16 protein-coding genes are annotated in these 13383 nt (G+C 37.3%); 9 read left to right on the top strand and 7 right to left on the bottom strand.

Annotation, left to right across the window (positions count from 1 at the left end; genetic code table 11):
- Nucleotides 1-151: 151 nt before the first annotated feature.
- The gene (locus tag HX109_RS06865) at nt 152-1153 is read right to left on the bottom strand and encodes an NAD(P)H-dependent glycerol-3-phosphate dehydrogenase (RefSeq protein ID WP_178950527.1); all 1002 of its coding nucleotides are present in this window, start codon (nt 1151-1153) and stop codon (nt 152-154) included.
- Nucleotides 1154-1710: 557 nt separating this feature from the next.
- On the opposite strand from HX109_RS06865, the gene lysM reads away from it, so the two are divergent.
- The gene (lysM, locus tag HX109_RS06860; RefSeq protein ID WP_178950525.1) at nt 1711-2208 is read left to right on the top strand and encodes a peptidoglycan-binding protein LysM; all 498 of its coding nucleotides are present in this window, start codon (nt 1711-1713) and stop codon (nt 2206-2208) included.
- A 1-nt stretch (nt 2209) separates the two neighbouring features.
- Here the strand turns inward: lysM and nadD are convergent, their stop codons facing one another.
- From nadD to HX109_RS06835, 5 genes are all read right to left on the bottom strand, one after another.
- The gene (gene nadD / locus HX109_RS06855; protein ID WP_178950524.1) at nt 2210-2797 is read right to left on the bottom strand and encodes a nicotinate (nicotinamide) nucleotide adenylyltransferase; all 588 of its coding nucleotides are present in this window, start codon (nt 2795-2797) and stop codon (nt 2210-2212) included.
- Nucleotides 2798-3325: an alpha/beta hydrolase gene (locus tag HX109_RS06850; RefSeq protein WP_178950522.1), complete on the bottom strand. Its 528-nt coding sequence runs from the start codon at nt 3323-3325 to the stop codon at nt 2798-2800.
- Nucleotides 3326-3925, bottom strand: coding sequence for a guanylate kinase (gmk, locus tag HX109_RS06845; protein ID WP_178950520.1), 600 nt, complete (start codon nt 3923-3925; stop codon nt 3326-3328).
- A gap of 34 nt (nt 3926-3959) precedes the next feature.
- A complete protein-coding gene (locus HX109_RS06840; protein ID WP_178950518.1) occupies nt 3960-4832 on the bottom strand; it encodes a YicC/YloC family endoribonuclease in 873 nt (290 codons plus the stop codon).
- 147 nt (nt 4833-4979) lie between these two features.
- Entirely contained in the window at nt 4980-5336 is a 357-nt protein-coding gene (locus HX109_RS06835; RefSeq protein WP_178950517.1) for a toxin-antitoxin system YwqK family antitoxin, read from the bottom strand.
- Nucleotides 5337-5664: 328 nt separating this feature from the next.
- Here HX109_RS06835 and aspS point away from each other — a divergent pair, with 328 nt between their 5' ends.
- From aspS to HX109_RS06800, 7 genes are all read left to right on the top strand, one after another.
- Nucleotides 5665-7413 carry an aspartate--tRNA ligase gene (aspS, locus tag HX109_RS06830; RefSeq protein WP_178950515.1) on the top strand — a complete coding sequence of 583 codons (1749 nt, stop codon included), beginning with the start codon at nt 5665-5667 and terminating at the stop codon, nt 7411-7413.
- 63 nt (nt 7414-7476) lie between these two features.
- A complete protein-coding gene (locus HX109_RS06825; RefSeq protein ID WP_178950513.1) occupies nt 7477-9270 on the top strand; it encodes a chloride channel protein in 1794 nt (597 codons plus the stop codon).
- 77 nt (nt 9271-9347) lie between these two features.
- Nucleotides 9348-9650: a nucleotidyltransferase family protein gene (locus HX109_RS06820; RefSeq protein ID WP_178950511.1), complete on the top strand. Its 303-nt coding sequence runs from the start codon at nt 9348-9350 to the stop codon at nt 9648-9650.
- A complete protein-coding gene (locus HX109_RS06815; RefSeq protein ID WP_178950510.1) occupies nt 9640-9978 on the top strand; it encodes a DUF86 domain-containing protein in 339 nt (112 codons plus the stop codon). The genes HX109_RS06820 and HX109_RS06815 overlap by 11 nt, the downstream gene beginning before the upstream one ends.
- Before the next feature lie 79 nt (nt 9979-10057).
- The gene (locus HX109_RS06810) at nt 10058-10312 is read left to right on the top strand and encodes a hypothetical protein (RefSeq protein WP_178950507.1); all 255 of its coding nucleotides are present in this window, start codon (nt 10058-10060) and stop codon (nt 10310-10312) included.
- 84 nt (nt 10313-10396) lie between these two features.
- Complete coding sequence (locus HX109_RS06805; RefSeq protein WP_008611726.1) at nt 10397-10591, top strand: cold-shock protein; 195 nt, start codon at nt 10397-10399, stop codon at nt 10589-10591.
- Between the two features lie 102 nt (nt 10592-10693).
- Nucleotides 10694-10852: a hypothetical protein gene (locus tag HX109_RS06800; RefSeq protein WP_178950505.1), complete on the top strand. Its 159-nt coding sequence runs from the start codon at nt 10694-10696 to the stop codon at nt 10850-10852.
- Between the two features lie 237 nt (nt 10853-11089).
- Here HX109_RS06800 and HX109_RS06795 read toward each other — a convergent pair whose 3' ends face one another.
- Complete coding sequence (locus HX109_RS06795; protein ID WP_178950503.1) at nt 11090-11539, bottom strand: nucleoside deaminase; 450 nt, start codon at nt 11537-11539, stop codon at nt 11090-11092.
- 103 nt (nt 11540-11642) lie between these two features.
- Here HX109_RS06795 and HX109_RS06790 point away from each other — a divergent pair, with 103 nt between their 5' ends.
- Nucleotides 11643-13355 carry an FAD/NAD(P)-binding protein gene (locus tag HX109_RS06790; RefSeq protein ID WP_178950502.1) on the top strand — a complete coding sequence of 571 codons (1713 nt, stop codon included), beginning with the start codon at nt 11643-11645 and terminating at the stop codon, nt 13353-13355.
- Nucleotides 13356-13383: the final 28 nt, after the last annotated feature.

The raw sequence follows: 13383 nt of genomic DNA, 5'->3' as shown, positions 1-13383 counted from the left end.
CAGGAAAAGAGTGAAACGCCTTGATATAAAAAGTATCATGGTGAGGTAAGAATTTTAAATGACAAATGGAATCTAGATTTTTTCCCTGATACTAAAAAAGGGAAACATTTAAAAAATTAATTTCTTTGCTTTGAGGAAAAAATAGGATTCCCTAATCCAACTTCTCAGTAAGTTTTAAAAATGTTTTTTTAGGATCTTTTCCTTCATATAGAACATCGTTTACCGCGTCGATTATAGGGGTTTTGGATTTTCGCTTTTGTTTCGCGATTATCTTGGCAGCACTCTTGGTTGCGTAATATCCTTCTGCCACCATATTCATCTCCATCATGGCGCTTTTTACGGTATAGCCCTTTCCAATCATATTCCCGAACATTCTGTTCCTACTGAACACGGAATATCCCGTAACGAGCAAATCCCCAAGATATGCAGAGTCGTTGATGTTACGCTTCATTTTATGAATGCGTTTTATAAAGCGCTTCATTTCGCGAATGGCATTGCTCATTAAAACCGATTGAAAGTTATCTCCATACCCTAAACCATGCGCAATCCCGGCGGCAATGGCATAAATATTTTTTAATACAGCGGCATATTCGGTACCAATTATATCATCGCTTATTTTGGTTTTAATATAAGGGCCGCCAAGTTTATCGGCCAGCACCATAACTTTGTCCTCGTCTGAAGATGCTACGGTAAGGTACGAAAGTCGTTCCAAGGCCACCTCTTCAGCATGGCAAGGACCCGTAATCACCCCAATTCTATCAAAAGGAACATTGTATAAATCGTGGAAATGTTCCCCTACTATGAGTCCGCTTTCCGGTACAATTCCTTTTATGGCAGAAAATACTACTTTATCGTCTAAAGAAGCGGTTAAATTACTCAGCTCATCATGCAAAAATGCAGAAGGAATGGCAAAAATGAGATAATCGGCGTAAGAAACTATTTCATTAATATCCCTACTTAATTTCAACTTGTCTGTATTGAATTCAACAGAGCTCAAATAATTAGGATTGTGCTGAGCTGTTAAAATATGGTCTATAGCTGCTTGGTTTCTCATATACCAACCAATTTCCTCCATATTCTCACTTAACATTTTAACAAGCGCCGTTGCCCAACTTCCTCCACCTAACACCGCAACTTTTATAGAATTCTCCATTTGTTTATCGTTCATTTAAAGGTCAAAAGTAACTAAATTTTAAATCAAGACCTTACTCATTGAATAGTAGCATATTAAAATAATAATCTCAAATTATGAATATTGAAAAAGAGGTTTAACAATAGATTATGATTTCTAAAACAATGATATTTTAAAGGTGGGCGTTATAGGTATAGGTTAGGTTAATTTTTAAAAACAGCAGATGAAGATTAAAATCAAGTTAGGTTAGTTGATTTTTTTGGTTGGTTATTTGCAAAGGTCGTCTATTGAAAACAATAGGCGACCTTTTTTTGGGAGCCACCTGATGTTTTCATAGCCATTATATTATTCAGGTTAAAGTACAGCTTCATTTTGATTAAAATTACCTTTTGAAACCCTTAACGGTTATTTGTAACAGAAAGGTCCATGTTTCGATTTTAAAAGGACAACACTTTTACGGAACTTTAATTTCTGATTATAAGCTATTTGCAAAACTTTAACTATCATTACTGATTGTTCAATCGTAATAATTTTCTTATCTTATATGAAAATAACTATCAACATAAAAAATAAGAATCATGGGATTATTTTCATTTATTAAAGATGCCGGAGCCAAGATTTTCGGCGGAAAAACCTCTGCTGAAGAAGCTGCCGAGGCTGCAGCTGATAAAAAAGCAGCTATTGAAGCTGCCAACAAAAAAGCGGCTGCAGATTTAACCGAAACCATTCACGATTTAAGCCTGAAAGTAGATAATTTAAGCATCAAAATTACGGGTGATACTGCTACTATACATGGTAAAGCCCATGACCAAAGTACAAAAGAAAAAGTGGTTTTAGTGGTAGGAAATAGTGCAGGGATTGCAGTGGTAGACGACCAGATGGAAGTTGAACATAAAGAACCAGAAGCACAGTTCCACACCGTAGTGAGCGGTGATACTCTAGGCAAAATCGCAAAAAAATTCTATGGAAACGCTATGAAATATCCAGAAATTTTCGAAGCCAACAAACCAATGCTTAAAGATCCTGATAAAATTTACCCGGGGCAGGTATTACGTATTCCTACGCTTACAAAATAGTTTATTTATAGAAATTCATTAAATCTATATATTCCCAAACTCGGGAGTGTAACAATGGTTGGATATTTTTACCATTGGAAATCGCATTTCTAATAAAAGTGGAAGATATCTCCATAATAGGAGCTTCCACTTTTGTTATTTTAGGACTATCTTCAAACTTATTCTTTTTAGTAGGGGCGTTAGTTATCCTTGGGTAAACGTAAATATCATTTTCTGCCAAGATGATCTCATGATTTTTCCACTTATGGAAATTCTTAAGGTTATCTTCCCCCATAATCACTGAAAAGTGATTTTCAGGATGCTTTTCCTTTAAATAAACCAAGGTATTAACGGTGTAATTGGGTTGCGGCAACCCAAATTCAATATCGCTTGGTTTTAGCCTATCGTAGCCTTCGGTGGCCCGATACACCATTTCCAACCGATGATGGTTATCTAAAAGCGTGCTTTTCTTTTTCAAGGGATTGTGGGGGGTAACCACCAACCAAACTTCGTCGAGGTCTGAAAACTCCACCATATGATTGGCTATGGCCAAGTGCCCCACGTGAATAGGGTTGAAAGTACCGAAATAAAGACCAATTCTTTTCTTCATTTAGTCTATAAACTTTATAAGTTCTTTACTTATTATTTCTGAAAACTCCTTTTCTGAATACAAATCACGACCCTGATTTTCAAAAAATGTAGGGTTAAGATTCATAGTCTTGAACCAAATTTCGGGCGGAACGAATGAATCTTCTTTTCCGTAAAGGAGTTTTATAAAACCTTTTGGTTTGTCCGTTTCCAGCCTAAGCCGAGTTGATGACACACAAAAAAGATTTTTGAGCCTAGTTGTTTTAAGACCAAACTTCCATGCAATAACGCCTCCAATGCTAAATGCCAAAATGGATACATTATTCTGTTCCTGTTCGCTGAGCTTCTGCACGGCCAACTCAATTCCGAAGCTCAAAAATTGTTGATGAAGCTCTTCTTTTTGATTAATTTTTGAGTCAATCCCAGCCAATTCACAACAATCGTAATATCGAATGGTAAAGTTATTTTTTAAGGCCTTTACGTAATTATCGATCCAATCCGATTGCGATTTTCCCCAAATATCAGAAAGAATTATAAGCTCTTCCTTCATTTATTTATTTTTCAAACCGATAAAATCTGCTACCAGATCATATGCCTCCTGTTTTGCGGTATCTAAATCGTAGTTTTTGATAATTTTATCAAACTGCGGGGCAGTTGCCAATTCTACGGATGCCTTGGCAATACGCATATTTATTTTATCGTCGCTTTCTGTTTTGCGTTTTTTGAGTCTAATTTTAAGCTCGTCTACACTTGGTGGCTTTACAAAAACTGCCAAGGTATTTTCAGGAAATTTCTTTTTTATTCGCAATCCGCCGGCTACATCTATATCAAAAATTACATTTTTTCCCAAAGCCCAAATGCGTTCTACCTCTGTTTTTAAAGTTCCGTAGAAATTGTCGCGGTATACTTCTTCCCACTCTAAAAAATCATCGTTTTTTATATGATCTTTAAACTGCCTGGTAGATAAAAAATAGTAATTTTCACCATCTTTTTCTTCGCCCCTAGGCTCCCTGGAAGTAGCAGAAATGGAAAACTCCAAATTCAATTCAGGATAGTTAAGTAAATGCCGTACAATTGTAGTTTTGCCACTTCCGGAAGGTGCAGAAAAAATAATCAGCTTTCCTCCGGTTCCCGTGTTTTTATCTTGCATACATCAATTTTAAAATGAAAACTTCTTTTCGATCCTAAAGAACATTCAACATTTGTTCCTTAATCTTCTCCAACTCATCTTTCATTTGCACCACCACTTGTTGCATGGGCGCATAATTGGCCTTAGAACCAATAGTGTTTATCTCCCTACCTATTTCTTGACTGATAAATCCTAGTTTTTTTCCGTTGGAATCATCGGAAGCCAATGTTTTTAAAAAGTAATCGAGGTGATTTGCCAAACGGACTTTCTCTTCGGTAATATCAAATTTCTCCAAATAGTAGATCAATTCTTGTTCAAAACGGTTTTCATCTACGTTTTCCTTTAAATCTGCCACCGCTTTCTCCAACCGTTCGCGAACCGCTTCCAATCTTTCTGGGTCTATCTCTTCCACTTTTTTAAGTAAAACCAAGATATTTTCAATGCGGCTTACAAAATCCTTTTCTAAAACAGCGCCTTCGTGGGAACGAAAGATATTGATCTCTTTTAAAGCCTCTTCCAAGGCGTTTTTAATTTCCCTGTATTCATCTTCATCTATTTCATCACGCTCTGCTTTTAAAGCATCCGGCATTCTTACCGCCATCTTTAAAAGTTCAATGTCGTCTTTATCTGTAAATTTTGTGGGATTAACACTTCGTAACTGTTCGATATACTCCCTAACCACGTTGGCATTTACCTGAGTATTGGAAGCTTCGCCGGTTATTTCTACATACAGACTAAAATCTACCTTACCCCTTTCAAGACTATTTGCAATAAGATTTCTGAGTTCTATTTCCTTTTCCCGATAAGAAGACGGAATTCGTGCATTGAGATCGAGGTTTTTACTGTTTAAAGATTTTAATTCTACAGTGATTTTTTTTGAAGGAAGTTGAATAATGTTCTTCCCATAACCAGTCATTGACTTTATCATGCTTTACTTTTATAGATGGACAAAAGTACGAAATAGTACAAGTATTAAAAACTTAAGGCCTTGTAGAAGCAATATTTATAAAGAATTTTGGTTTAAAAACAAAAAACCACGCCAAAAGCGTGGTTTTAAGATTTATTCGAATTGCAATTAATCTACAGTAACTACAGGATTGGCATTTGTCCAAGTAGTAACGCCAGTAATTCTACTGTCCTCATAATTAACTTCGTTTAAGCTTTTATTGTCCCAAAAGAACCATTTTCCGGTCTTTTCTCCATTCTTATACTCTGCCAAAGCAATTTTCTTACCTGTTTCATCGTAAGCTTTCCACTCACCATGCAATTTTCCGTCAAGATAATAACCCGTTTGTGCTATTTCCCCATTCTCATGGAAATAAGTAGCTTTAACCATATCTCCTTCTTTCTCCAGCTTCGGTTTTTGCTCACCATTTTGAGCAACCATCACGAACGAAAAAAGCATTGCAAAAATTAAAATAGTATTTTTCATGATCTTATATTTTCGTTATTAAATTATTGTTACTTTACGTTATCATAACAAATATAGTGAATTAATTACATTAAAAAAACATTTACGTAACATTAAGTTAACATTAGAATTTCTTTTGCCTGATTTTTAGAAGATTAAATAACCCTAAAAATTAAAGATTTAACATTGAAACGATAGGGTAGCTAAGAAATTTGTACGATTTCATCCTTCCATCCGTCCGGATTTTTCAAAAAAACTTGAATTACAACCCATTTAATTTACCGCTGAAAAAGTTTCTTTTACCTGCAGTAACTTATTACCTTTGCAGCTTATAAAATGTAAAGAATTCATGTATAGAAGTCATACTTGTGGCGAATTGCGCAACGAACACATACATAATGAGGTAACCCTTTCTGGTTGGGTTCAAAAAGTAAGGGATAAAGGGTTTATGGTTTGGGTCGATCTACGGGATCGCTATGGCATTACTCAATTAATTTTTGATGAAGAGCGTACTCCGAAGGAAGTTTTGGAAACCGCTCAAAAATTAGGAAGGGAATTTGTTATTCAGGTAGATGGAACGGTAATAGAAAGAGAATCTAAAAATCCTAACATTCCCACTGGAGATATCGAAGTATTGGTAAAGAGCATTAAGGTTTTAAATGAATCTAAAACCCCTCCTTTTACTATTGAAAATGAAACAGATGGTGGTGACGATCTTCGGATGAAATACCGTTACTTAGATATTAGGCGTAACCCAGTTAAAAACAGTTTGATTTTTAGGCATAAAGTAGGGATTGAAGTTAGAAATTACCTGTCCAAAGAAGGTTTTATCGAAGTGGAAACCCCTTACTTAATAAAATCTACCCCAGAAGGGGCCCGCGATTTCGTGGTGCCTTCCCGTATGAATGAAGGCCAGTTTTACGCCCTTCCGCAATCACCACAAACATTCAAGCAATTGCTAATGGTGGGAGGAATGGATAAGTATTTTCAAATTGTAAAATGTTTTAGGGATGAAGACCTTAGGGCCGACAGACAACCTGAATTTACGCAAATAGACTGCGAAATGGCCTTTGTAGAACAGGAAGATATTTTAAATGTCTTTGAAGGCTTAACCCGTCATCTACTCAAAGAGATTAAAGGCGTGGAAATAGATAGTTTCCCAAGAATGTCCTACGACGACGCCATGCGCAAATATGGAAACGATAAGCCAGATATACGTTTTGGAATGGAATTTGGCGAACTCAATGAAGTAGCGCAGCACAAAGACTTTAAAGTTTTTAACGAGGCAGAATTGGTTGTTGGGATTGCCGTTCCGGGAGCTGCTTCTTATACCAGAAAAGACATTGATAAACTTATCGATTGGGTAAAGCGTCCTCAAGTGGGAGCCTTGGGAATGGTGTATGTAAAATGTAATGAGGACGGAACTTTTAAATCTTCCGTAGATAAGTTTTATGATCAAAAAGACCTTAAAAAATGGGCTGAATCTACCAGAGCACAAGCTGGTGATTTAATCTGCGTGCTTTCTGGCCCAACGGATAAAACCCGTAGCCAGCTAAGTGCGTTGAGAATGGAAATGGCAGAACGTCTCGGACTACGAAAAGCTGACGAGTTTGCGCCACTTTGGGTGTTGGATTTCCCTCTATTGGAATGGGACGAAGAAACAAAACGCTACCACGCCATGCACCACCCATTCACGTCTCCTAAACCAGAAGACATAAAACTCTTGGATACAGAACCTGGCCAAGTAAGAGCCAATGCATACGATCTTGTTTTAAACGGAAACGAAATTGGAGGTGGATCTATAAGAATTTTTGACAGGGATTTACAAGCACTCATGTTTAAGCATTTAGGTTTTACAGATGAAGAGGCAAAAGCTCAATTTGGTTTCTTAATGGATGCTTTCCAATACGGAGCCCCTCCTCATGGCGGATTGGCCTTTGGTTTTGACCGATTGGTAGCCATTTTGGGCGGACAAGAAACTATACGGGACTTTATTGCTTTCCCAAAAAACAATGCCGGTCGTGATGTAATGATCGACGCACCTGCAAAAATTGATGACGAGCAATTAAAAGAGCTACATATTAAATTAAATCTATAAATTAGGGGCGCCTGCAAGTAATTGTTTACAGGCGCTTTACCATAGAACACAAATTAAAACGGAATGCCACATTCTAAAAAAAGTTTGTTTACTAGAATATTAATATGGCGTGCGAAACACATTTCTCAACGTCAATTTATTTATATTTTAAGTATTCTCGTAGGTTTTACTTCTGGAATTGGCGCCGTGGTTCTCAAAAACCTAACACATTTAATCCAACTTTTGCTGGAAGGAAAGCTTATCCAGCAATACCACCACGCATTTTATTTTGTTTACCCACTCATTGGTTTAACCCTTACCTATCTTATCATGAAATATGTAATTGGGCACCGTGTTAACCATGGGATTCCCTCTACGCTATTTGCCATTTCAAAAAGAAAGGGGATTATGCGCAGATTTCAAATGGTGGGAAGTATTTTAACCGCCCCTTTCACCGTAGGTTTTGGGGGTTCTGTTGGTCTGGAAGGGCCTACGGTGGCAACAGGGGCCGCCATAAGCTCAAATATCGCTAGGCTTTTTCATATGAATCAAGCCAGCAGAACCCTTCTTATAGGAGCCGCAGCAGCAGGCGCTATGTCTTCTATTTTTAAGGCACCCATAGCGGCTATTATTTTTGCTGTTGAAGTTTTTAGTCTCGACCTTACCTTGGCATCCCTTTTACCGCTTTTGCTAGCGTCTATTTCGGGGGTCATTACTTCATATTTTTTCTTCGGAAGTGATATTTTACTTCCCTTTAAATTGGAAGATGGTTTTGTTTTAAACGATGTGCCTTTTTTCATTCTCTTAGGTTTGGTAGCCGGGTTTACCTCTATTTACTTTACTAAGGTTTACGGTGGTATCCATAATTTCTTCGATAAAATAAGCTCCCCCATAAAAAGACTTATTATTGGAGGGATGGCCATAGGAACTATTGTCTTTTTTATCCCCCCGCTTTACGGGGAGGGCTACGAGGTAATCAACCATTTGGTACAAGGAAACCCAAAGGCTGCATTGGAAAACAACTTTTTTAATATTGATTTGGATAATGTTTGGGTGGTTATCGGACTTCTAATTGGACTCATTCTATTTAAAATTGTTGCCAGCGCCATTACCTTTGGTGCCGGTGGTGTTGGGGGGATTTTTGCTCCTACTCTATTTATGGGAAGTATTATGGGGAACTGTCTAGCCAAAATCTTAAACAATATTGGGGTGTTGAACAGTCCTGTTTCTGAAAGCAATTTCACCCTTGTGGGAATGACGGGCTTAATGGCTGGCGTTTTACACGCTCCTTTAACCGCCATTTTCTTAATTGCCGAGCTTACGGGAGGTTACGAATTATTCATCCCATTGATGATTACTGCTACCATCTCTTTTGCAATAACTAAATATTTTATTCCGCATTCTGTATATACTATGGAGTTGGCGAATAAAGGAGAGTTAATTACCCACGATAAAGATCAGGCGGTGTTAACCTTGATGGATTTGAGCACGGTGATAGAACGTAACTTTGTTCCATTATACCCAGACATGAACCTCGGCGATATTGTGCACAATGCAGTGGTAAAATCCAACAGGAATATTTTTCCGGTATTAAACCGTAAAACCAGTTATTTAGAAGGGATCATCCTTTTGGATGACATCCGCTCTATTATGTTCGATCAAAGTTTGTACGAAGAGATCAAAGCTTCAGACGTAATGCAAAACCCTCCGGAAGTGATAAAAATGCAAACGGATAATATGACGCGGGTGATGCAGAAATTTCAAGACAGTGGCGCTTGGAACCTTCCGGTAGTAAAAGATGGAAAGTATTATGGATTTGTATCCAAATCTAAATTGCTAACCGCCTACAGAAGAAAATTAATTTCTTTTACCAAGTAATTAGGCGTACAACGCACATAAACTTTCGGTAATAGCACATCCAATCAATTGACGACAATTTCCTATCTTTGGTAGAAATGAAAGAGATCCATAAAAATATCGAAGAGATCATAAAACTTTGTAACACCAACAAGGTGAAATCTTTGTTTGCTTTTGGTTCAGTACTTAAGGATAAACTTAGACCTGATAGCGATATTGATTTTTTAGTGGATATCGACGATAAAGATCCTATCTCTTATTCCGACAAATATTTTGACCTAAAATTCAATTTAGAGAAAATATTTAATCGCAGAATTGACTTATTGGAGTTAAAAGCATTAAAAAATCCGTTTTTAAAGCAAGAAATAGACCAAAACAAATTCCGAATTTATGGAAATTGAGGTTAGAACGCGACTGGAAGATATTAAACAAGCTATCAATGAAATATATTCTTTTTTGCCTAAGGAAAAAGAATATGCAGTTTTTCAGGAAGACTTAAAAGGCAAAAGAGCGATTGAAAGGAACATTGAAATTATTGGGGAGGCCATCAACAAAATTTTAAAAATTCATCCAGAATTCCCTATTACCAACGCTAGAAAAATTGTTGACACCCGTAATCGTATTAGCCAAGGTTACGACACCGTTTCAGATGCTATTATATGGACAATTGTGGTAAGGGATTTGGAAAAACTGAAATCAGAAATTGAAAAATTACTAACGGACAGCTGATTTATAAAAGTTTTGGTTACACCTTCATTCTAATGCAAAACCTCCAAAATAAAACTATATAATTATTCGCATATTAACTATGAAAAGAATTGTTCAAATATTATTTTTTGCCATTCTAATAGCTTTTGTAGTAGGCTATTATTTTAAATGGCAAGACGACCACGCAATGGGGGATAAAATTATCGGGGTGGCAGTTTTAGCATCTGCCTTTATACTCATTCCGCTATTTATCTATTCACGCTCTAAAGGCAAAAACATTCAAGATTATATGATGACTAAAGAAAATCTTGATAAAATGAATGATAAAAAGGGCGAAAACACTGAAAATCAATAATTTTTAAAAGATTTTACCTAAATTTTATTTGCACTTTCAATTTAATTCCTACATTTGGTACTTTAATTTTTATTACAATTTATAATGACTGGTACAGTAAAATTTTTCAATGAATCAAAAGGTTACGGATTCATAACCAACGACGAAACAGGTAAAGACATTTTTGTTCACGTAACTGAACTTAAAGGTGTTGAACTAAACGAAGGTGACAAAGTAGAATACGAAGAAGAAGAAGGAAGAAAAGGTATGGTTGCTGCACACGTGCAAGTAATCGGCTAAAGATATTTTATTTTTGTAAAGTACAAAGTCGTCCAAATTGGGCGACTTTTTTTGTTTAAGTACAATCTTATTCTTACATTTCTAATACGTAAAACGCTTTAGATGAAATCTACTTTATTCCTTATCGGACTCCTTTGCACCCTGGCAGGGCTTGTGGTGCTTTTTGTATTTGCCTTAAAAATAGTTGGCTATATTTTACTTGCCATCGGTTTTATTATTGGGCTCATTTACCTTACCTACAAATACAAAACCAAAGATTGATTCCCTTTTTATGAAATTTACCTCCATTACCCTTTTTTTAATTTCGGTTATTTTTTGTTTAGTGGGTTTGCTTATCGCTTCCTCCTTAGAAAGGAAAGCACTTGGCTATACTTTTTTGATCATTGGTTTGGGAGTAAGCTTTATCAATTTTGTTATTCAGTATAGAAAAAGTAAAACAAAATAAAAATGAGCTATTAAAGGTCACTGAAAATTACTAGGATTTCAGCAAAAATCCCTCTAATTTAAATTTCTCTTTTCAATAAAAAAACGTTTTAATAAACTGACGGCTTCGGCCTCCATTACCCCGGAGACCACCTTTGTTTTTGGGTGTAGTTTGGTTCCCATACTGTTAAAACCCCTTTGTTCGTCGGTAGCGCCATACACTATTTTACTAATCTGACTCCAATACAAAGCCCCCGCACACATTTGGCAAGGCTCTAGAGTTACATACAACGTACAACCGCTAAGGTATTTTCCACCTAAAAAATTGGCGGCGGCTGTAATGGCCTGCATTTCGGCATGCGCGGTTACGTCGGTTAAGGTTTCTGTAAGGTTGTGCGTTCTTGCGATAATTCTATTGTCTACCACTACAATCGCACCAACCGGGATTTCATCTTTATCGAAAGCAGCTTCTGCCTCTTGCAGCGCTTTTTTCATAAAGTACGTATCGTCAAAGGGTTCTATCATAACACAAATATACAATTCAGCCTACAGAGTTGCACCAAACCTAATGGAATGATTTCATTTTAAAAATACGTATTTTAGCGTTAGAAAATTACTTTCACATTACATGAAGAAAATTGCCATTATTGGGATTGGCCCCAGGGGTTTATCTGCGCTGGAAAGTTTGTTACAAGCCCTAAGCGAACAACAGAAACAAGCGGAAATTATCCTTTTTGAAACTGCTGCCGACCCTGGAGCAGGAAGAATATGGAACATCAATCAACCCAGTACCAATTGGCTCAATATTTCTGAAAGGGATCTAAAAAGCTTGGATGGCAGACCAGGGATTACCTATAAAAACATCCAACTGCCAGCATTTCCTTCCTATAAAAACTGGACAACTGTAAATACCAACCCATTAGAACCCGATTATTTCCCGCCACGAAATAAAATCGGATTGTATTTTAAACAGCGTTACGAAACACTTAGCGCACCTTTATTGCAACATGGTGTTGCAAAACTCATCAATTCTAAAATCACGAATATTGAAAAGACCGAAGCAGGCTTTTCTTTAAAAGACCAAAACGAAAACGCGTTTTATGCCGATGAAGTGCTACTTACGGTAGGGCATCAACGCACGGAACATTCCGGCCAATTAAAAAAATGGATTCAGCATGCAGAATCCAATAAAGATCTTATAATTGTAGATAAACCATACCCTGTACGCCATTTAACCGCTTCTCCAAAAATAGCACCACAAACCAAGGTTGCCTTGCGAGGTTTTGGTTTGGCGATGATAGATATTATGAGAGCCCTCACCATTGGGCGCGGAGCCCATTTTAAAATTGAAGACAAAGAAACCCTGCAGTGTTCTTATCATCCTACGGAAAGGGTTCCGAAGAAAATCATTCCATTTTCATTGGATGGAAAACCCATGATTCCGAAACCCATTAATGAAAAAATTGACAGCCGTTTTGTTCCTTCAAAAGCTCAATACCAACAATTTTCTGATGCTTTGACAAAAGTGACCAGCGGCGAGCAAAAGGTCGATAATATCGATTTTTTTAAGGAAGCAGCAGCCAACCTTTCCGAAGAAATTTACAGGGAACACTTTCTTCCGAAAGATTCAACCTTAACGAAAAACGATATAAAGTCGGTTATTATAAACTGGCTCACGGATGAAGATTACAAGCATGACTTACTTTTTAATTACGAAGGGGCTACCCAAAAAACCATCGAAGCCTACCTTAAAATGGCCACAGGCAAGGCCCCTATTTCCTTGGATTATTGCGTGGGACAGGTATGGAGGCATTGCCACGATATTATTTTTGATGCCTTTTCTTATGCTGAAATAGAAGAGGACATTCTCGTAAAGGCCATTGCGCTTTACGACCGTATGAAGCGTTATTCTTTTGGTCCGCCCGTGGAAAGCATGCAACAGATGCTCGCCCTTATAAAAGCAGACGTTCTATCCTTAGATTTTGTGAATAATCCAGATATAGCGCAAGTCCCTCAAGGTTGGCAATTCTCCATGGGCAAGGAAACCATTACCACCCCAGTGCTTGTAAATTGTGTGCTGGATGCACCCCAACTACTAAAGGTAGACACACCGCTTATAAAAAACCTACTCACCAACGATCTCATTGCCCCGGTACACAGTAAACTGGGCATTGAAACCAATGAAAACGCCAGTGTACTAACCTCAGAGGAAAACCAAATCCCTACTCTTTCGGTTCTTGGCAGACTTGCCAAGGGCAGTGTACTGGGAGTCGATTCTATTTCGGCATGCTTTGGGGAAAGAGTGCAGCAGTGGGGCGATGATGTTTCAAGAAGAATTTAAAAATACCTCACAAGAACCGCACATACTT

This window comes from Galbibacter sp. BG1 (genome assembly GCF_013391805.1).
In the GTDB taxonomy this organism is placed as follows: domain Bacteria; phylum Bacteroidota; class Bacteroidia; order Flavobacteriales; family Flavobacteriaceae; genus Galbibacter.
The sequence above is the reverse complement of the archived record's forward strand: the minus strand, read 5'-3'. Positions and strand labels throughout refer to the sequence as shown.